Here is an 18,746-nt window from a genome sequence, read left to right as displayed (position 1 = left end):
TACTTGCCTACACTTCATTAATGGGTCTGTTCAGCATGACCTCATTGGTCCTGGAACAAACTCAACACACATAAGAGAGGAGATTCCGTCATGTTCAAGTCACTGGTTCCCGCAATCGTGCTTGCTGCCGCGCTCGGCGCACCGGCATTCGCTTATGCGCAAGACGCGGACACGGTAACCCGCCCTGCTGTCAAGGCCGATCTGCTTCAGATGGAACAATCCGGCTATAACGTTGAAGGCGATCACACCACCTACCCCGCGCAGGCGCAGGCAGCAGAGCAACGCGTGGAAGCGAATCGCGGCGTCACGGCAACGTCCTATGGCTCGCCGACAGATGGTTCGTCCGCTGCCGGCATGCGCGCCCCGATGGCGCAACCCGATGGAACACATTCGGTGTACTTCGGGCACTAAGCGGGACATTTATGACCGGAGTGCCATCTGGCAAAAAATTAACGCGTTAGTTAAATTGAAGTAGTGAAGGGAGCTGCCACGTAGCCACGTAGCGGCTCTCTTCGTTTCAAGCTTGCGTGCAGCACCATCCATAGTTCGGGAATAGACCGGCATGCAGCCGCGTCTTTCTCACCCCACTCCTCTTTTAGCCGCAGTTAGTCGGTCTCTGACAGAAATTGATTTCGCGGCTAACATTCAGCCAGGTTCTGTTGCCCTATCCAATCAGCTCGTTTATTGCGAATGTTTATTGCGGATACATGACACACCGCTGTCACATCGCTCAAACGAGCCATCCGGGCCAGGCAATATTCAACCTCCGAGCAAACGCCAGGATTCATCGCCGGCGTGAGCATGCTCGTTCGCTTTTGCCAATGCGTTTCGTGTCACTCGTATCAAGCCGTTCGTTTCGCGTAGTCGTCGCGTAGTCGCTTAGTTGCTTAGTCGAACAACGCTCCGCCCATGACCATCAGCTATCAACGCCTGGCCATGGTTTTTCCGGCGGTCGGTTGCCAAGCGTGTCTCCGGTTTCCCAACTCGAAGCCGGGCATGTGCGCGCCACCCGCCTGCTCATTCACTCGCGCAAGAGGACACACATGAAGACGAAACTCATCGCAGCGCTACTTGCAGCAGCGCTCGCTCAAGTCGCCCTTCCTTCGCAAGCGCAAGTCGCCGGCTCGCAGACGCTCGGCATCAGCGTGGAGGAATCCACAGCCATTCTGGGCGGCTGGAGTGTCAAGAAATCCATCCTCAACAAGCCTGTCGTCAATGAGAACGGCGACCGGGTCGGTGTGATTCACGACATCATCGTGGCGCCGGACAAGTCGGTATCGTTTGCGATTATCGCGGCCAGCCAGTTTGCCGGCGTATCGCATCACGACGTCGCCATTCCTATCGAGCAACTCGATATGGTCGGCGGCAAGATCGTATTGGCAGGCGCGACGAAGGCGGCAATCAAAGCGCTGCCGGAGTTTGAATACGCGAAGATGCCCGCGGCACCGAAACCCCGTGCGGAGTTCAACGACCATCATTGAGGTGATGTGAGGCTTGCTGCGGCGTTACGCTCAACGCCGCAGCAAGTAGTCCACGTGCTGCGGGCGTTCAACCCGGCAGCTTCGCTGCCAGTACGTCGATCTTCATGATCTGCGGCGGCGAGGCGAACAGTTCGGCTGCCTGCGCCATCAGCGCCTCGGCGACCTTGCCGGAAAGATGCGCGTCGCGACCGGCTTCATCGGGAAAGGCATCGAAGATTCCGAACGTGCTTGCATCCAATTGCAACGCGAACCATGCGGTCGTGGCAGGCTCCTGCTCGACCAGCGCGAGGCCGCCCAACAAGAACGCTTCGACATCTTTCTCCTTGCCGGGTTTTGCTTCCAACCGGACCCACAATGCTGTCTTGACCATGTCGTCCTCCGTTCACACACCATAATGGCCAGCGCCCATCACGCCGGCACGCTTTCCGCCATTTCGGCCCGCGCCCATACGCGATGTTTCGACAACGCCGCAATAAACGCCTTCATCACCTTCTTCGCGTCGCTGCCTACGCTGATGCCTTCGTCACCGGTCGGCAGATGCGCGGCCGCCAGCAAGTCCTCACCATCGCCCACCGCGCCAATTGCCTTGAGATGCTTGAACGATTCGAGTATGAAGTGACGGGCATCGCCGGATTCCGACAGGAGCTTCGCACTCGCCGCACCACCGGCTACCACCACGCCGTCGAACATGATCGATGGCAAAGCGAGAATGGTTGCATCGACTTCCACGCCGTCGCCCAACGTGCCTAGCTGCGGCGCAACCACCTTCGCATGCGCACCTTCCGCCGTCAGCGCATCCTTGATCGCCTTGATGGTGGCGACATCCGCGCCCTTCGCGGCGAGAATCGCAACCTTGCGTGTCCTCACCGACGGCTTCGCCTTCGCGACAATGCTCAACGCCGGTGACTCAGTCAGCGACGACTTGCCCAATTCCGCTGCGCTTGCGCTCGCTTTCGGCGCCGCCAGGCCGAGATTATCGGCAACACGTGCACACAATTCGCTATCGATATTCGCCAGAATTCCCAGTTGCCGTTCGCGGATGAACTTGCGCTCGACCTTGCTCAACTCGAACGAATACGCGCCCACGATGTGATCCTTCTCTGGCTTCGTCATGCTATTCCAGAACAGCGTGGCCTGCGAATAATGATCGGCAAATGACTCGCTGCGCTGGCGGATCTTTACCGCGTCCACGCGTTCCGGATAGGTCTCGAAACCACCGCCAATCGCCGCCGGTTCGGTTTCCTTCGGCCAGCCGCTATCGATGGAATTGGGTTCGTACGACGCTTGCCCGCGATTCACCGTCATCCGGTGTTTTGCATCGCGCTGGTTGTTGTGCATCGGCGCAATCGTGCGGTTGATGGGGATCTCGTGAAAGTTCGGGCCGCCCAGCCGGCTGATCTGCGTATCCGTGTACGAGAACAAGCGGCCTTGCAGCAGCGGATCATTCGAGAAGTCGATGCCCGGGACAATGTGCCCGGGACAAAACGCCACCTGTTCCGTTTCCGCGAAAAAGTTATCCGGATTGCGGTTCAGCGTGAGCTTGCCGAGCATGGTGATCGGCACGATTTCCTCTGGAATGATCTTGGTCGGATCGAGCAGATCGAAGTCGAACGAATGCTCGTCGTCCTCCTCCACAATCTGTACGCCCAGCTCCCATTCCGGATAGTCGCCCATGTCGATCGCTTCCCACAGATCGCGCCGATGAAAATCCGCATCCTTGCCCGCCAGCTTCTGCGCTTCGTCCCACAGGAGCGACGCCGAACCTATGGTCGGACGCCAGTGGAATTTGACGAACCGGCCGTGGCCCTGAGCATTCACCAGACGAAACGTATGGATACCGAATCCTTCCATGGTGCGCAGACTGCGCGGGATCGCGCGGTCCGACATGGTCCATAACACCATGTGCGCGGACTCCGGTACGAGCGAGACGAAGTCCCAGAACGTGTCATGGGCCGAGCCGCCCTGCGGCATTTCGTTATGCGGTTCCGGTTTGACTGCATGAACGAAGTCGGGGAACTTGATCGCGTCCTGAATGAAGAAGACGGGCATGTTGTTGCCGACCAGGTCGAAGTTGCCTTCTTCGGTGTAGAACTTGACGGCGAAGCCCCGCACGTCACGCACGGTGTCTGCCGACCCGCGTGAACCCTGCACCGTCGAGAATCGCACGTACACCGGCGTTTCCTTGTTCGGGTCCAGCAGGAATGCCGCTTTCGTCAAGTCCGTATGCGCTTTGTATGGCTTGAACACGCCATGCGCGGCCGAACCGCGTGCATGCACGATGCGCTCCGGGATCCGCTCATGATCGAAGTGCGTGATTTTTTCACGCATGATGAAATCTTCGAGCAGCGAGGGTCCGCGAGGACCGGCTTTCAGGGTGTTCTGGTTATCGGAAACCTTCACGCCCTGGTTTGTCGTGAGCGCTTGATTCGTCGCGTCCGAGCGGAACGGCTCAAGACTGTCGAGCTTGGGATTGGTGTTGTTCTGCGAAGGCGTTCGCGCAACTGCGCTGGTGTTTTTTGAGGGCGCGGGCGCGCCAGCATTCTTCTTCGAGGTGGGCATCGGGGGAACTCCGGGTTGCAGTTGAACTCGCGCAATAAACATGCGCTCGTTCGTCGGTTCGCAACTTGTGTTCCCGCCGACGCACTCCGTCAGACGCTTCCTTACTGTGAGCTATTTCGCTGCAATCTTGCGTTGTTGCAGTGCGCGAATCCGGCCCATGGCTTGGTGATCGGTCGTCGCGGCCTGATACATCTTCGCGAGGTCCGCCTTCAATTGCGTGCGTGAACCATCGTCGAGATAGATCATGTGCCCCGACGGATAGAACGTCGCCGATAAATTCTCCCGCACGGTTTTATCGATAAGCGGCATTTCCTGCAGGTCGATTACCGTCTGGTAGAACGGCGTCACGAAGTCGTAAAAACCATTCGCCGACAACACCTTCAAGTCGATGTTCAGCGCCATCACCGCAGCCAGATCGCCGGCCGTGTAGAGAATGATGTTGCCCTTCGCGTCCACGCCCTTCTGCGCACCGGTCGGGTCCGTGTGATGAAAGTCCCAGTTGGCGAAAGCCTGGTCGTTCAGATCCGTGAACGACGACGTGGACGTGAACTTCAACTGTTCGTTCAAGTACTCATTCCACATCGCCGTATAAACCCCGGTCACCGCCGTCATGGTCGGGTCGTTGCCGCCGGAGTTCGGATCGATCTTGCCCGCTATACCCGTCTCGATACCAGTCACGCGGCCGTCATAGGACCCCAGCGCCACGCCCTTGGACTTAAGCAGCGTGGTGAGAAAGAGCGAGTTGCCACGGCTGTCGTAGGAAGCCACGTCGAGACTCCACGCAATCAGCGTGGCTTTGTCGATGCCCGTGTATTCGGACAGCTTCTCCACCGTGTCGTTGTCGGTCTGCGGGAATTTACGCAGCGCCGCGATGTAATCGGTACGTGAGAACTGCGCGACTTCCTCGGCGAACGTCAGGAGGTCGGTCGGCCGCGGATGCACGCCCAGCTTGCGATGAAACCACGCATCCGCAGCGGCCGTCGGCAATGCACCCACCGGATTGCCGGATTGGGTGTAGTCGAGAATCGACGACTGCAGCGTGATGCCGTTCAGGTCCACGCCGTCCTCGTGCAAGAGGTACGCAAGCACGCAACTGCGCGCCGTGCCGTACGACTCGCCATAGAGAAACTTTGGCGAATTCCAGCGATTGTTTTTCGTCAGGAAGCGCTTGATGAATTGCTTGAGGGAATTCGCGTCCTGGTCGACGCCCCAGAAATTGATGTTCTTGTTCGGCGCAATAGCGGCTGAATAACCGGTGCCCACCGGGTTGATGAACACGAGATCGCTTTTGTCCAGCAAGCTGTCCGGGTTGTCTTCCATCTGGTAGGGTGCGGGCGGCGTGAACCCGGGCATCGAGGTCTTGATGCGTTGCGGTGCGAAGGACCCGAGCAGCACGAATACCGACGACGATCCCGGTCCGCCGTTATAGAAAAATGTGACCGGGCGTGATTCTTCAGTCTGATTATCCTGCGTGAACGCCACGTAGAACAACTTGGCTTCCGGCTTGGAACTGCTTGGATCGACGATCACGAGATGCCCGGCGGTGGCCGTGTAGTCGATCGTCTTGCCGCCTATGACGGCCGAGTGATGCGTGATCGCGGCGTTTTCGTCGGTCAGGGTGGCGTCGATGGAATCGTCGGGGCCATTGCCATACGGAGTGGGATCGAAGTAAGGCTGATCCGGCGCTGTTGAAGAGCCCTTTGGCGAGGTGCCTGAAGCTGTTTTTGAAGGTACGTTTGCCGCTGAACTGGAGTTCGTCATGATTGCTCCCTTGCCGGTGTTGTTGGAGTTCTTGCCTGGCCCATCGTCATTACTTGCTTGACTTCAACTGATAACTTCAACCTGATAACTTCAACCTATCTGATCTCGACCTGCAACCGTTACTCCGCTATTTCAACGCAGCCGCGACTTTCGCGCCGTCCGGGCTGCCGAGCCCCGTACAGGCGTCCCATCCCGCCGTCGCCTCGAAGCTGCCGTTGTTTCCCTGCGTGATGTCGTGACCCGCGGTCTTCGCAGCGTACAGCTTCGGGTTGAGGAAACCCACCGGCTTGCCCGCCGCCGCGTTGATCCGGGCAATGAGCCCCGCCCATAGCGGCGCGACCGCGCTCGTGCCGCCCACCACCGTCTGCGTTCCGTCGATCATCACATCGTAGCCCGTGACCGGCGACGCGTCGCCTGCGACATCGGGCACGCCGCGTTTGGTCAACGCCGATTTGCCGCCGCTGACCCGCGTGACGCTCAAGCCTTTCTGCCAGGCCGGCAGCGCAAACACGGCGCTCACGCCGCCACCGCTTGCGCCGCCCTGGTCGCCGTCGTTCCATACCACTTCGCTGCTGATCCCTTTCGCCGATGCCCGCAACTGCGTCCCGCCACATGCGAGCACGTACGGGCTGGAGGCCGGGAAGTCGACGTGATTCTGGCCGTCCGTGGCGCCGTCGCTGGAACCGCTGTCGCCGGAGGCCGCGCATACGGTGACGCCCAGTGCCGCGGCGGATTGCAGGACTTCATCGAAGGCGTTTTGCGATTGCGACGTCCAGTTGGTTTCCGGTCCGCCCCAACTGATCGAGATGACCGATGGCTTGTTGGTATCGTCGTGGATCGCGCGGTTCACGGCGTCGATAAAACCCGCGTCACTGTTGGTCGTGAAATACACCGCGATGCGCGCGCCAGGGACAATCGCACCGATAATCTCTATGTCCAGCGTCACCTCGCCGTCAGGCCCGTTCGGGTTGCCCGACGGCGCGTTCCTGGCCTGGTCGACGCCAACCGCGACCACATTCGGCTTGCCCACGCCCAGTTGCGAAAAATAGGCGCTCAGGTCGGTTTCGTTATATCCCCCGCCCAGTTCGATAATGCCCACGCACTGCCCGCTGCCGTCGCCGCTGGGGAAGTCGTAGAGCCGCGCGAGATCGAGCGGCGTGTATGACGTGCTGGATTCGCTGCGCGCGGTCTTGAACGGCGGCCGGAAGCGGAAATGCGGGCGCGCCTGCGGGCGGCTGTCCAGACCCAGCACAGCGGTCACCACGTTCTTCATGTCTTCCGGCACGTTCACCGGTCCCGTGCGTCCGCGATACTCGCCGATCGCGTGATGATCGAAGCGCTCCAGCTTGACGCCGAAGGTCGCGCTGAACTGGGCGATCGTGCCCGACAGCACCACGCTGCGCGAGCCCGCATCGGCGCGGATTACGCTCAGGCCATGCGCCTTCGCAAAGGCTTCCGTCTTGGCGACATCCGACGCGGATGCCCCAAAGCGTTGGGCGAACTCTTCGCGAGAAACCGGCACGGCGTCGGCGGCGCCGGTATTGATCTTTTGCATCAACTGGTGGAATGCGTCCTCGTTCTGCCGCCGAAGCATCATTACTACTTCGATTTTTTCGTCCGGATTGCATGCGCCGAGGCAACGTGCGCCTTCGGGTTGCGACTTGTCGCTGCCGGCTATCGGATGCTTGCTCATCGCTTGTGGCTCCTGGCTGGTACGGAAATATTCGTGTCGCGCGGATCCGGAGTCGAGATGACTTACCAGCGGTTACCTCGACTCCAGGTGGTCTCTGCTTGCTTCAGCCTGTTATCCGACTCGGCGCGACGGGCGCAGTTCCAGCATAGGCAAACGATTGCCTTCTGCTTATGCGTCGGCACAAGGAAACTGTCAATTCGGCGTCGCCCCGGGTTGCACGCTTGATTCGGGGTAGATGACGGTGCCGTCCGGCTGCGCCAAGGCTTGCGGCGTAAGCGTCGCGGGCCTGACCTGGTGAGGGCCCATGATGTGCAGCACGGTCTCGCCTCGCGCAAGCAGATAGTCCGCCACGATCCGCCGATGACACCGCCACCACACGGCTTCCGAGCACATGATCGCGCAGCGCCGTGCGTGGCCGAGGTCCCGCAGTTCTTCCAGCGCTTCGCGGAAAGAGCAGCCCTGCGCGTAGTCGGCGTAGTTGCGGAACGCCGGATGCGTCCAGTAGGTGTTCGGTGACGGTTGGTCCGCGTTGCGCTTGCTGCGCCGGCCGCCCAACGCCGCAATATGCACGTAGGCAACACCCCCTGCACTCAGCGAATCCGGCAGTGTGTCCTGGTTGAACTGCGGATTGGTCCGCGATCTCGGAATGCTGCGGACATCAACCAGCATGTCGATCTCGCTTTCTTTCAGCAAACCGATAAATTCCGCCAGCGAACGCGTCGAATGACCAATGGTGAAAAAAGGCGCGTTCATCTGGCGATCCATGAGTCCGGCAATCCGGTGCGCTTGTAGGACCTGCCGTCAGGACCGGTTTTCGGGATATTCCCGCCGTCCAGCGCCGGACAGCCACGGCTCGCGGCGGATGCACCAGAGTTCATACGATGGGTCGAGGAAACCGGTTTCGTCGAACGCGCCGATCGGCAAGTCGATCTCGTCAGTGTTGACATACGCCATATAAGCGACCGACCCGCATACCGGGCAGAAGTGGCGACGGGCATCGGCGGAGCTTTGCCAGGCTCTGGTCGCACCCGACATGGTGACCTGCTCCTCCGCATAAACCGCGTACGCGCCAAACGCCGAACCATGCACGCGGCGGCATGTCATGCAATGGCAAAGACCGACGCGATCCGGTCCCCCCGTCGCGGTAAAGCGCCACGCACCGCACGCGCAACCTCCTTCATGTCGAACTTCCTGATCCGGGTTCTGAATCATGTCGTTCATCGCAGCCTCCCTATAATCTGGTATCTGTATCTACTGGCGCGCAGGAACCTTGCAGATCCTAAGATCCTATTACCCATGCAGCAGCGGCCATGGCAACAATCTTAGTAGCAATCCGCGAGGTAGCAACCTGCGCGCCGCATAGACTTTGTGACGTGCAAAAAAGCGCGGTTTTGCTACGATGACACCCCCACGAGACGGAGATGGCACTCATGACGCACGTATCCCTGCTGGCTCTGCTCCCCTCCGGCGCGACGGCTACTGTCGCGACCGGGCCGTACGCGACACCGGCCGCTCCCGATCTCGCTGCGTATGTGCTGTCGCACGAACGTTTTGACGCTGCCGAGAACGCGCCGTCTGCCCGCAAGGATTACAAAAACGTGCACGTCGCGGACGTCATGACCGACGAGTACGTGTTCCCGCTTGGAGACACGGGCAAGTCGATCGTGCTGTCCGGTTATCAGATTGCGGCGGGATTTCTCGCTGAACGGGCCGCCGACGAATGGCTCGAACTCGCGCGCCAACAACACGCCGCCAATGGTGGCGCGGACAACGATGGCACGCGGCACGTGCCCGATCCCGCTGAAGCCGATCAGTTGATGGATCGTGCGCTCGAATCCGCGGAACGCATTCTTGCGCCGTTCGAAGCGACGGCGGTCGTGTCGTTGTTCGAAACGCACTATCGCGGCGCTCGCGAATTTTTACGCCTGAGCTGGGAAGGGTTGCCGGAAGACCTGGTGCCCAAGTCGCGGCGGCCGGCGGTGGCGTTGAAAGCGGCTGCGGACCTGGAGCCGGCATCGTCCACGAAGGACTACGACCCCTACGGGCTGGACGGCAAGAGCGATTACGACGTCGACAAGCCGTTGGCCTATCGTGAAAAGACCGGGGAAAAGATCGGCCCGTTCCTGCTGACCATGACTTATCGACATGAATATCCGCAGGTCGACGACGAACGGCTCGGCACCGCGTTCGCGGTATTTCACGAGGCGGCAACGGATATCGTCGCGGCGGCGGTCGAGTTGAAACTCGTGAAAGTGCCGCCCATTCAGAGCAGCGCGGACCTCGTTTATGTCCTCGATACCTACTCCGGCGAGATGCTGTCGCTCGCGCTCGCCGCCACTGAAGCGCTTGGGGCCGAGCGCCTGTGCAGCGTGTTCAATACGCACCGGGTGGTGTACATCAGCACGTGGGAAGTGAGGAAAGCGTGGCGCGGCCAGGGCCTGGGGGTTGCGTTGCTGCGTGAGGCGTTGGAACGCCTGCCGGCAGACCCCGATGGACGTCCCGATGCGTTATGCGTCGCGCCCGAGCCGTATCAAACCGAGATGCGTTATCTCAGTCAGTTGCCGCCCGTATTACGCGGCGAGATCGATGCGCCCGCACACAGGCTCACACGGCATCTGACGGAGTGGCTGGATCGTGCAAACCTGCCGAACGTGAAGACGCATTTTTTCATCCCGATGGCCAAGCACGAAGGCATCGGATCAGCGGGGGAAAACGCGCGGCTGATCGACCGGATCATGGAAAGTGAAGCCTGATCCGGTGCTTGTCGTCATCGATATGCAGGCGAAATTGATGCCGCATATCGATGAAGGCGCGGCTGTGCTGAGGCATTGTTTAGCGCTGGTGAAAGCAGCCGATCTGCTCGATATCCCGGTGCTTGTCACCGAGCAAAATCCGCAGGGGCTTGGCGCCAGCGTCGATGGCCTGATTGGCGAGCGGCATCGCGCGATCGAGAAGGATACGTTCGACGCGACGCTGTGCGCAGACTTCGTGGCGGCGTTGCCGTCGAAGGACACGGTGCTGTTCGTGGCCGGTTGCGAAGCGCATGTTTGCGTGTTGCTGACGGTGACTGGTCTGCTGAAACTGGGCTATACGGTGGAGCTGATTGCCGATGCCGTCGGTTCACGCGCCCCGGAGAATAAGGCAATCGCGCTGGCTAGAGCGCAGCGCGAAGGAGCGCTTCCTACCACCACGGAAACCGCGATTTTCGGCTGGCTGGGAAGCTGTCGGCATCCGCGTTTCAGGGATGCATTGGCGCTGATTAAATAGCATCAGTGAAAGCGCCCCAAGCCATGCACGCAGATCATGGCTGGCATGAGCATATTTCGATTGTTGCGGGTTTTTGGCCTGCCTAGAGTGCTTTCACGTGCTTTCACACGCACGCTCACGTAGCGCTCCGGGATCGCGAGTGAATACCGCGAGGTGAATATTGATTCCCGCTCTCCGACTTTTCTGCTCAAGGCCACCATCATGACGATTCGCCTTTCCCGCCTTGCCCGGCGCCTCTTCGTGGCGGCGGCTTTCGCTGTGCCCTTAGCGGTCACGGCCACCTTCGCCCACGCGGATGCCCTCGATACCGTGCAGAAAAACGGCGTGCTCCGGGTCGGCGTATTCATGGACTATCCGCCGTTTGGCTCTATCGGCCCGGATATGAAACCGCAGGGTTATGACATAGAGATGGCCGATTATCTGGCCAAGACGATGAAGGTCAAGGTCGACCTTGTACCGATCACCGGTGAAAACCGCATGGCGTATCTCGCCACCGGCAAGGCCGACGTGCTGCTGAGTGTGGGCCAGACGCCGGAGCGCGAGAAAGTGCTCGAGTTTTCGCGGCCATACGCGCCTTACTATCTCGCGGTGTTCGGACCGAAGTCGTTGCCGGTGAAAAGCGAAAAGGATCTGGCAGGCAAGACGATCTCCGTGGCGCGCGGCACGCTGGAGGATTTGAGCGTGACCAAGGTCGCACCGCCGGACGCGACCATCAAGCGTTTCGACGATCCCAATGGCGCGATTTCGGCATTCCTGTCAGGGCAGGTTCAGTTGATGGTGGTGGGCAACGACGTGGGCGCGACAATCATCGCGCGTAATCCGCCGATCGCGCCCGAGCAGAAATTCGCGCTTTTTAGTTCACCCGATCATGTTGCCGTGAATAAGGGCGAGACGCGTCTGCTGAAGGAAGTGGATGCAGCCGTGCTGAAAGCGAAGAACGACGGCACGCTGAACAAGCTTTCGACGAAGTGGCTCAAAGCACCGTATCCGAGCGATTTGTAAACGAGGCTGAAGCGTCATCGATGTGAAACTGCCACCGTGAGGTGGCAGTTTGCATTTTTGGTTAGCGCGGTACGGTCGACTTTAAGCCGCTCTTACCTCATCGAGTAAATCAGGGTGGTGATCCAGTATCTTCAATAGCTTGACCAAGGCCAACGGCGGTTTGGTTTTACCGTTCTCGTAGCGCGAAAACGCGTTGACGCCACCGCCAAATATTTCAGCGGCTTCGCGTTGGTCCAGTGCAAGCTTCTTACGGACGCCTGCAATAAAAGCCGGATCGACGATCGATGCATTCACTTGCTTGTTGAATTCAAGCATCGCCGCGCTGACACGAGTCGACTCGGATAAATCGAAAATAGCCTCGCTACAAGCGGGGCAAAAATCGCCGGCCACATCAGGAATGACGGTCGACTCGCCCTTGTACGTGTATGGCACATCGCGCGTGTCATGCACCAGCTCTGCCGCCGCACAAATTGGACACTTCATGTTCATAGCTCCTTGAAGGACACGACAAGCACGTCATCAATCACCGTCAGTTTCAGATAAACCGGTCCGGCGACGGTGGTGGGCTGATACACGTCCTGCCAGATGCGGTGATCAGCGTGCGTAGTCATGCTCTTATAAAAGTCGGTTGACACCAGCGCTTTGACCACGCCAATGATTCCCTCGAAGTCGAAGCCCAGTGCGGCTCCGCCGGCGAGTGCCGACATAGTTGAGCGGACTTTACCCGCTTCGATCAAGGCGATGACGAGAGACAACTTGCAGTGTGCGACGCCTTTTTCCATGCGAACAAAATAACCTATTTGGTTATTTTTAGCAAGTGCACGTTTTGGCTCGAATACGCGCTCGCGCTACGGAATCAGCGTGCTCTCTGACCGCACAAAGGTTGGCATACAGCGCCAGCACTGGACGCTTGCGATTGAATGAATCAGCGAAAAGTAAGCGCACGGTAAGCCAACCGAACAACGCACCTGAGCGCGGCAGAACCCACCGCGAGCGCCGCGATTTACCGATTAATGTAGCCCTTACCTGCAATTCCGGACGGTGAACACCCCAAGAGCGCGGCACAAATCGATGGCATTAGATTTGCTGACTTCGTTCGTCACCCTTCGCTCATTGACTTGCACTCCGCAACGCCCAAGCGAATGGTGTCAGCGCCCCAAGTTAGCCAGACACGCCGATGACCCCGACGCGTCCAGCCACACACAGCGCTAACTCGATCGAGCGAGGAGCTTCATATCGCCATGCGCCACATCAACGTCCCTCATAACACCAACCCAGACCCCGAAGCGATAAAACCATCCCGCCGCAAGTTCCTGCAATCCGCAGCGGCAGCAGCGGCCGTCACCGCCGCTCCGCTCGCCCATGCGCAGCAACCGTCGACGACTTCCGCACCGCAGCCATCAGCGCCCGAAACGGCCGCGCCGCTCATGCCCGTGAAGCTGACCATCAACGGCCATGCTTACGAAATGCAGCTTGAAGCACGCACGACCTTGCTCGACGCATTGCGCGAATACGCGAGCCTCACCGGCACTAAAAAAGGCTGCGACCGCGGCCAGTGCGGCGCGTGCACGGTGATCGCGAACGGCCGCCGCATCAACTCGTGCCTGACGCTCGCCGTCATGCACAATGGCGATACGATCGTGACCGTAGAAGGACTCGCCAACGCGCAGACGCTCAGCCTCAGCCCGATACAAAAGGCTTTCATCGATCACGACGCCTTCCAGTGCGGTTTCTGTACGCCCGGCCAACTGTGTTCGGCAATCGCGCTGATAGACGAATTCCGTGCCGGCGACGCCAGCGCCGCGACCGCCGATGTGCGCTACCGTCCGCCCCAACTCTCCGACGATGAAATCCGCGAACGCATGAGCGGCAATATCTGTCGCTGTGGTGCGTATCCGAACATTGTCGCGGCGGTGAAGACCGTTGCGATCAATAAAGCTTAGGAGCGCAACATGGATGCCATTTCCTACGAACGCGCCAGCGATGTTGCCGCGGCGATCAAGGCAGCGCAGCAGCCGGGTGTCGCGTTTATCGGCGGCGGAACGAATCTGCTCGACCTCATGAAAGGCGGTGTCGCTAAGCCGGTGAAGCTCGTCGACATCACGCATATAGCCGGCTTGAACACGGTGAGCGAACTGCCCGACGGCGGCCTGCGGATCGGTGCGCTGGTTCGCAACAGCGACGCCGCGAATCATGCATGGATTCGCGAACGTTATCCGCTGCTGTCGCAGGCGTTCCTCGCGGGAGCATCGGCGCAGTTGCGCAACATGGCCACCGTCGGCGGTAACCTGATGCAACGCACGCGCTGTTATTACTTCTATGACACCGGCTTTCCCCAATGCAACAAACGCACGCCCGGAAGCGGCTGTGCGGCGATAGAAGGCAACAGCCGTATTCACGCAATTTTGGGTGCGAGCGCGCAATGCATCGCGACGAACCCATCGGATATGAGCGTGGCGCTCGCAGCACTCGATGCCGTGGTGCGCGTGAACGGTCCCCAGGGGGAACGAACGATTGCGTTCGCTGAGTTTCATCGTTTGGCCGGCGATCATCCTGAAGTCGATACCACGCTGCAACCCGCTGAACTGATCACGTCTGTCGACCTACCGCCCCCGCTCTTCGCGCAGCACTCGCATTACCTGAAGGTACGTGACCGCGCGAGTTACGCGTTCGCGCTTGTGTCGGTGGCCGCCGCATTGCAGATGGACGGCAACACCGTGAGGACAGCGCGTATCGCGCTAGGCGGCGTCGCGCACAAACCGTGGCGAGCCACGGCGACCGAGCAAGCGCTCACTGGCCAGCCATTGTCACGCGACACGTTGCGTAGCGCCGCGGCGCTTGCCGTTCGCGACGCGCGGAGTTATCGCGACAATGGCTTCAAGATCGAACTGGCGCAGCGCGCGATTATCCGCGCGGTGTCGACTGCAGGAGGTGTGGCATGAGTGTTCTTGGACAACCGCTCGACCGCACCGACGGTCTTCTGAAGGTCACGGGCCAGGCGAGATATTCCGCCGATAACCCCGAAGCAAAGCTCGCGCATGCGGTGCTGGTGACGAGCACGATCGCCCATGGCAGGGTCTCTTCAATGGATACCGCGCGCATACAAGCCATGCCCGGCGTGCTGCTCGTGATGACGCACGAAACCGCAATGCGCCTGCCCAATGGCGGCAAACCGAATGCCGAGCCGCCGGCCGTGCGCAGATTGTCGCTGCTGCAAACCGACGAAGTGCGCTACAGCAACGAGCCGGTAGCAGTGGTCGTTGCCGATACGCTGGAGCGCGCAACCGATGGCGCGCGCAAGCTCCAGGCATCGATTCGCTATGAAGCCGCGATGCCGAACGCGGACTATCAGCGTGCGAAAGGCACTGCCTACCAGCCGGAAAAAATGATGGGCCGGCCTATCAACACGCAGCGCGGCGATGTAGCTGCCGGCCTGCGTCAGGGACCTACCCGCCTCGACGCTGTCTACACGACGCCGAACGAACACCATAACCCGATGGAGCCGCACGCCACGTTGGCTCGCTGGGACGGCCCAAACCTCACCCTCTATGACGCCACGCAAGGCGTCTCCGGCGCACGCGGCGCGGTGGCGAAAACGCTCGGTATCAAGGAAGAGAATGTGCGCGTACTCTGCCCGTTTGTCGGCGGTGGTTTTGGATGCAAGGGCTCGGCGTGGTCGCATGTCGTGCTCGCAGCCATGGCCGCGAAACAAACCGGCCGGCCGGTTCGGCTCGTGCTGGAGCGTCCGCAAATGTTCGGCATGGTTGGCAACCGGCCGTTCACGGATCAGCACATCCAGATTTCGGCCCGCGATGACGGCACGCTTACCGGCATGCGTCATGACGTGATCTCGACCACGTCGACGTTCGAGGACTGGAACGAATCCTCGGCTATCGTCACGCGCATGCTGTATGCCGTGCCGAACCAGGCGACCACGCACAAGCTGGTGAAACTTGATGTCGGCACACCGACGTTCATGCGCGCGCCTGGCGAAACGAGCGGCTCGTTTGCGCTCGAATCAGCGATGGACGAAATGGCTTACGAGTTGAACATGGACCCGCTCGCATTCCGGTTGAAGAACTATGCCGAGATGGAGCCGCAGGAAAAGAAACCGTGGTCGGAGAAGTCGTTGCGCGAGTGCTATCAAATTGGCGCCGATAAATTCGGCTGGTCGCGGCGCCATCCCAAGCCGCGTTCCATGCGCGACGGCAATACGCTGATCGGTTTCGGCATGGCGACGGCAACGTATCCGGCGAACCGCAGCGAGGCATCCGCGATTGCGCGCATCTTGCCGGACGGGACGGCGATGGCCGCATCGGGCACGCAGGATCTCGGCACCGGCACTTATACCGTGATGACGCAAGTGGCCGCCGATGCATTAGGTTTCCCGGTAGACAAGGTCGACTTCGCACTCGGCGATTCGTCGTTGCCGCATGCGCCCGTGTCAGGAGGTTCGCAGTCGGTGGCGAGCGTGTCGCCTGCGGTGCGCGAGGCGGCGTCGCAGGCACGCGCCAAGTTGATTGCGATGGCTTTAGCGGATCCGGGGTCACCGCTAAGCGGGGGTTCCATCGACGATGTCACCGTCAATAACGGCTGGGTCATCAGCCGCGCTGATCCATCGAAGCGCGATCCGGCTGCCGCGGTAATTGCACGCAACGGCGGCAAGCCGATCGAAGCGATGGCGACCGCCAAGCCCGGCGATGAGAAACAGCAGTTCGCGTTTCACTCGTTCGGTGCGGTGTTCACGGAAGTGCACATCGATGCCGATCTCGGCACGATCCGCGTGCCGCGCATTGTAGGGGTGTATGACGTCGGCAGCCTGCTCAACGAAAAGACGGCTCATAGCCAGTTGATGGGTGGCCTCGTGTGGGGCATCGGTTCGGCGTTGACCGAGAAGAGCGAACTCGATACACGCTATGGCCGCTACACCAACGCCAACTTGGCCGAATATCACGTGCCGGTGAACGCCGATATCGGTTTGCTCGACATCACCTTGCTGGGAAAACCTGATCCGCATATCAACTCGCTGGGCGCGCGGGGGATTGGCGAAATCGGCATTACGGGGGTAGCCGGATCCATTGCGAATGCCGTGTATCACGCGACCGGCGTGCGGGTACGCGATTTACCAATCACGCTCGACAAGGTGATGCGGAAAACTACGGTCTGACGTTTCACCGGGAAAACCGCGCGGCTGCACGTCCGGTGCATGCCGCACGGTTTATTTTCGTGCTTGCGGCGCAGCATTCGGCTTGTCAAAATCGACCGCTCTTACTATTAACATCGGGAAGCCGGCCATGAGTTATTCGTCGAGTGCGACCGGCATTCTGCTTGCAGCCGGCTACGGTTCCCGTTTTGATCCAAGCGGTCTTCATAACAAATTGCTCGCCACGCTCCCCGACGGCACGCCCGTGGCGTTCCAGTCCGCCCGGCGGTTGCTGTCGGCGGTTTCGCGGGTAGTGGCCGTAGTGCGGCCGGGGTCGGAGAAGTTGGCGGAGGTGTTGAACGAAGCGGGCTGCGACGTCATGTTTTCCATCGATGCCGAGCGCGGCATGGGCGCGACGCTTGCCGCTGCAGTTCGCGCAACGCAGGACGCGGAGGGCTGGCTGGTGACGCTGGGCGATATGCCATGGATCGAGCCGGGAACGGTCGAGGCGGTGGCGCGATCGCTGGACGCGGGCGCGTCGATTGTTGCGCCGTTTTATCGCGGACAAAGGGGGCATCCGGCGGGGTTCGGCGCCATGCATCGGGAGGCGCTCAGCGCGCTTGACGGCGACGCCGGCGCGCGGGCGCTGTTTATGTCGGAGGTGGTGGAGCGCATCGATGTCGAAGATGCGAATATTCTTCGCGATGTGGATTTGCCGGGGGATTTGCCTTCCCGTTGAGATGTCCTGCTGCCGATTCCATGATCGTCTCCGGCGAAATGATCTTCAAGAAGACCTTCTAATAGCCCTATTTAATAGCCGCTGCAAAGCCACATTCACGCGCATCTAGGTCCAGATCGCCCGAGGACATCCCAGTTCCAGATTCCAAAGCACGACAAGTACTTAGCCAACCCCTCAAGCCGCCAACGCCCCGTCCTCGTCTGCCTTCGTCAAAAAACATCGGCGACTTACATCCACCAGCGTCGCACCAAACCCCTTCAGCGCGCGGAAATCCGTGCGCGCGCTCGTGACCACCCTCGGCATGGCGCTCCACGCAATCGATGCCCCGTCCGCAATCAACGCCTGCACCAGCGCCACATCCTCGCTGTGCTCAAGCGGCGCGAAGCCGCCCACCCGCCTATAAGCCTGCGCCGATACCCCCATGTTCGCTCCATGAATATGCCGATGACCGTCGGCATCGGTATAAGTGCGCGCGAAATGCTCCCGCACAGCCGCCAGATGCGGTGACCAATCGTGGACGGCGATCACGCCGCATACGGCATCGGCGCGACAATCGAGTTGCCGGACCAGCCAGTCATCGGCGACAACACTGTCTGCATCGGTGAACGCCAGCCAGCGCGCGCCCAGCGACAACGCGTAGCGCGCCCCCTCTGCCCGCGCCACGCCCACATTGCGCGCGCTCACGCTGAGCACGTCCGCGCCCAGGGAAGCAGCGATGGCGGAGGTATCGTCGGTGCAATGATCGACGACTACGATCACGCGCACCTCCTCCCCCAGCAATTCATGGTGATTCGACGCGCGCTTTGCCGCGCTTACGCACGCCCCGATATGTGCCGCTTCGTCATGAGCGGGAATGATGATGCCAAGCATGTTGTTCTCTCCATTCGCATTTCCGGCGTCCGGCTTGCCCGGACACGTTTGCCAATGGACACAGCAATGGCTATTCCTAGCGAATTGAAAGATCCCTGCCGGCGTCCGGCGAAATGTGGACGGGCGATCATTGGAGCTGTCAGCTGACCTACGGACAATACTTGGACGGCGTAAGGAGGCAGGAGTAAACACGCATGCGGAAAACGAAGCAGCGAGTTAGTCGGCTTCGCA

At 60.3% G+C, this 18,746-nt stretch carries 18 protein-coding genes; 9 read left to right on the top strand and 9 right to left on the bottom strand.

The window, feature by feature from the left end:
* The first annotated feature begins 90 nt into the window (after positions 1-90).
* Together FH08_RS0139795 and FH08_RS0139790 are read left to right on the top strand one after the other, a co-directional pair.
* Entirely contained in the window at positions 91-411 is a 321-nt protein-coding gene (locus tag FH08_RS0139795) for a DUF4148 domain-containing protein (protein ID WP_031363687.1), read from the top strand.
* 632 nt (positions 412-1,043) lie between these two features.
* The gene (locus tag FH08_RS0139790) at positions 1,044-1,481 is read left to right on the top strand and encodes a PRC-barrel domain-containing protein (protein ID WP_031363686.1); all 438 of its coding nucleotides are present in this window, start codon (positions 1,044-1,046) and stop codon (positions 1,479-1,481) included.
* 67 nt (positions 1,482-1,548) lie between these two features.
* Here FH08_RS0139790 and FH08_RS0139785 read toward each other — a convergent pair whose 3' ends face one another.
* From FH08_RS0139785 to FH08_RS0139760, 6 genes are all read right to left on the bottom strand, one after another.
* Positions 1,549-1,851: a putative quinol monooxygenase gene (locus FH08_RS0139785; RefSeq protein ID WP_031363685.1), complete on the bottom strand. Its 303-nt coding sequence runs from the start codon at positions 1,849-1,851 to the stop codon at positions 1,549-1,551.
* A 38-nt stretch (positions 1,852-1,889) separates the two neighbouring features.
* Positions 1,890-4,040, bottom strand: coding sequence for a catalase HPII (gene katE, locus FH08_RS0139780; RefSeq protein ID WP_031363684.1), 2,151 nt, complete (start codon positions 4,038-4,040; stop codon positions 1,890-1,892).
* Between the two features lie 111 nt (positions 4,041-4,151).
* Positions 4,152-5,801, bottom strand: a complete 1,650-nt coding sequence (locus FH08_RS0139775; protein WP_031363683.1) for a S10 family peptidase — start codon at positions 5,799-5,801, stop codon at positions 4,152-4,154.
* Positions 5,802-5,928: 127 nt separating this feature from the next.
* A complete protein-coding gene (locus FH08_RS0139770) occupies positions 5,929-7,494 on the bottom strand; it encodes a S53 family peptidase (protein ID WP_031363682.1) in 1,566 nt (521 codons plus the stop codon).
* Between the two features lie 192 nt (positions 7,495-7,686).
* Positions 7,687-8,247: a DUF488 family protein gene (locus tag FH08_RS0139765; protein ID WP_051888913.1), complete on the bottom strand. Its 561-nt coding sequence runs from the start codon at positions 8,245-8,247 to the stop codon at positions 7,687-7,689.
* Between the two features lie 48 nt (positions 8,248-8,295).
* On the bottom strand, positions 8,296-8,715 hold the full coding sequence (locus tag FH08_RS0139760; RefSeq protein WP_051888895.1) for a GFA family protein: 420 nt from the start codon (positions 8,713-8,715) through the stop codon (positions 8,296-8,298).
* Between the two features lie 209 nt (positions 8,716-8,924).
* Here FH08_RS0139760 and FH08_RS0139755 point away from each other — a divergent pair, with 209 nt between their 5' ends.
* The 3 genes from FH08_RS0139755 to FH08_RS0139740 all read left to right on the top strand — a co-directional run bounded on the left by FH08_RS0139755 (position 8,925) and on the right by FH08_RS0139740 (position 11,763).
* Positions 8,925-10,247: a GNAT family N-acetyltransferase gene (locus tag FH08_RS0139755; protein WP_235210649.1), complete on the top strand. Its 1,323-nt coding sequence runs from the start codon at positions 8,925-8,927 to the stop codon at positions 10,245-10,247.
* Entirely contained in the window at positions 10,237-10,761 is a 525-nt protein-coding gene (locus tag FH08_RS0139750) for an isochorismatase family protein (RefSeq protein ID WP_035568457.1), read from the top strand. Before FH08_RS0139755 ends, FH08_RS0139750 begins: the two co-directional genes overlap by 11 nt.
* 201 nt (positions 10,762-10,962) lie before the next feature.
* The gene (locus tag FH08_RS0139740; protein WP_031363676.1) at positions 10,963-11,763 is read left to right on the top strand and encodes a transporter substrate-binding domain-containing protein; all 801 of its coding nucleotides are present in this window, start codon (positions 10,963-10,965) and stop codon (positions 11,761-11,763) included.
* Between the two features lie 81 nt (positions 11,764-11,844).
* On the opposite strand, the gene FH08_RS0139735 is transcribed toward FH08_RS0139740, so the two are convergent.
* Both FH08_RS0139735 and FH08_RS0139730 read right to left on the bottom strand, forming a co-directional pair.
* Positions 11,845-12,246, bottom strand: a complete 402-nt coding sequence (locus tag FH08_RS0139735) for a type II toxin-antitoxin system MqsA family antitoxin (protein ID WP_031363675.1) — start codon at positions 12,244-12,246, stop codon at positions 11,845-11,847.
* A gap of 2 nt (positions 12,247-12,248) precedes the next feature.
* Complete coding sequence (locus FH08_RS0139730; RefSeq protein WP_031363674.1) at positions 12,249-12,545, bottom strand: type II toxin-antitoxin system MqsR family toxin; 297 nt, start codon at positions 12,543-12,545, stop codon at positions 12,249-12,251.
* Between the two features lie 459 nt (positions 12,546-13,004).
* Between FH08_RS0139730 and FH08_RS0139725 the strand changes: the two genes are divergently transcribed.
* From FH08_RS0139725 to FH08_RS0139710, 4 genes are all read left to right on the top strand, one after another.
* The gene (locus FH08_RS0139725; protein ID WP_035568450.1) at positions 13,005-13,706 is read left to right on the top strand and encodes a 2Fe-2S iron-sulfur cluster-binding protein; all 702 of its coding nucleotides are present in this window, start codon (positions 13,005-13,007) and stop codon (positions 13,704-13,706) included.
* A 9-nt stretch (positions 13,707-13,715) separates the two neighbouring features.
* Complete coding sequence (locus tag FH08_RS0139720; protein WP_031363672.1) at positions 13,716-14,705, top strand: FAD binding domain-containing protein; 990 nt, start codon at positions 13,716-13,718, stop codon at positions 14,703-14,705.
* Positions 14,702-16,930 (top strand): xanthine dehydrogenase family protein molybdopterin-binding subunit, encoded by a 2,229-nt coding sequence (locus tag FH08_RS0139715; RefSeq protein WP_031363671.1) that lies wholly within the window; start codon positions 14,702-14,704, stop codon positions 16,928-16,930. The genes FH08_RS0139720 and FH08_RS0139715 overlap by 4 nt, the downstream gene beginning before the upstream one ends.
* Before the next feature lie 127 nt (positions 16,931-17,057).
* Positions 17,058-17,645: a nucleotidyltransferase family protein gene (locus FH08_RS0139710; protein ID WP_031363670.1), complete on the top strand. Its 588-nt coding sequence runs from the start codon at positions 17,058-17,060 to the stop codon at positions 17,643-17,645.
* 174 nt (positions 17,646-17,819) lie between these two features.
* On the opposite strand, the gene FH08_RS0139705 is transcribed toward FH08_RS0139710, so the two are convergent.
* The gene (locus tag FH08_RS0139705; RefSeq protein WP_031363669.1) at positions 17,820-18,515 is read right to left on the bottom strand and encodes a glycosyltransferase; all 696 of its coding nucleotides are present in this window, start codon (positions 18,513-18,515) and stop codon (positions 17,820-17,822) included.
* Positions 18,516-18,746 lie beyond the last annotated feature (231 nt).

Origin of the sequence: Caballeronia sordidicola (genome assembly GCF_000729995.1) — a bacterium.
GTDB lineage: Bacteria > Pseudomonadota > Gammaproteobacteria > Burkholderiales > Burkholderiaceae > Caballeronia > Caballeronia sordidicola_A.
Note: the sequence above shows the minus strand (reverse complement) of the source record. Positions and strands in the feature narration are given on the sequence as shown.

Bases quoted from the DNA above. Each gene is read 5' to 3' on its own strand.
- FH08_RS0139795 (WP_031363687.1), top strand. From the start codon at position 91: ATGTTCAAGTCACTGGTTCCCGCAATCGTGCTTGCTGCCGCGCTCGGC.
- FH08_RS0139790 (WP_031363686.1), top strand. From the start codon at position 1,044: ATGAAGACGAAACTCATCGCAGCGCTACTTGCAGCAGCGCTCGCTCAA.
- FH08_RS0139785 (WP_031363685.1), bottom strand. From the start codon at position 1,851: ATGGTCAAGACAGCATTGTGGGTCCGGTTGGAAGCAAAACCCGGCAAG.
- katE (WP_031363684.1), bottom strand. From the start codon at position 4,040: ATGCCCACCTCGAAGAAGAATGCTGGCGCGCCCGCGCCCTCAAAAAAC.
- FH08_RS0139775 (WP_031363683.1), bottom strand. From the start codon at position 5,801: ATGACGAACTCCAGTTCAGCGGCAAACGTACCTTCAAAAACAGCTTCA.
- FH08_RS0139770 (WP_031363682.1), bottom strand. From the start codon at position 7,494: ATGAGCAAGCATCCGATAGCCGGCAGCGACAAGTCGCAACCCGAAGGC.
- FH08_RS0139765 (WP_051888913.1), bottom strand. From the start codon at position 8,247: ATGAACGCGCCTTTTTTCACCATTGGTCATTCGACGCGTTCGCTGGCG.
- FH08_RS0139760 (WP_051888895.1), bottom strand. From the start codon at position 8,715: ATGAACGACATGATTCAGAACCCGGATCAGGAAGTTCGACATGAAGGA.
- FH08_RS0139755 (WP_235210649.1), top strand. From the start codon at position 8,925: ATGACGCACGTATCCCTGCTGGCTCTGCTCCCCTCCGGCGCGACGGCT.
- FH08_RS0139740 (WP_031363676.1), top strand. From the start codon at position 10,963: ATGACGATTCGCCTTTCCCGCCTTGCCCGGCGCCTCTTCGTGGCGGCG.
- FH08_RS0139735 (WP_031363675.1), bottom strand. From the start codon at position 12,246: ATGAAGTGTCCAATTTGTGCGGCGGCAGAGCTGGTGCATGACACGCGC.
- FH08_RS0139730 (WP_031363674.1), bottom strand. From the start codon at position 12,545: ATGGAAAAAGGCGTCGCACACTGCAAGTTGTCTCTCGTCATCGCCTTG.
- FH08_RS0139725 (WP_035568450.1), top strand. From the start codon at position 13,005: ATGCGCCACATCAACGTCCCTCATAACACCAACCCAGACCCCGAAGCG.
- FH08_RS0139720 (WP_031363672.1), top strand. From the start codon at position 13,716: ATGGATGCCATTTCCTACGAACGCGCCAGCGATGTTGCCGCGGCGATC.
- FH08_RS0139715 (WP_031363671.1), top strand. From the start codon at position 14,702: ATGAGTGTTCTTGGACAACCGCTCGACCGCACCGACGGTCTTCTGAAG.
- FH08_RS0139710 (WP_031363670.1), top strand. From the start codon at position 17,058: ATGAGTTATTCGTCGAGTGCGACCGGCATTCTGCTTGCAGCCGGCTAC.
- FH08_RS0139705 (WP_031363669.1), bottom strand. From the start codon at position 18,515: ATGCTTGGCATCATCATTCCCGCTCATGACGAAGCGGCACATATCGGG.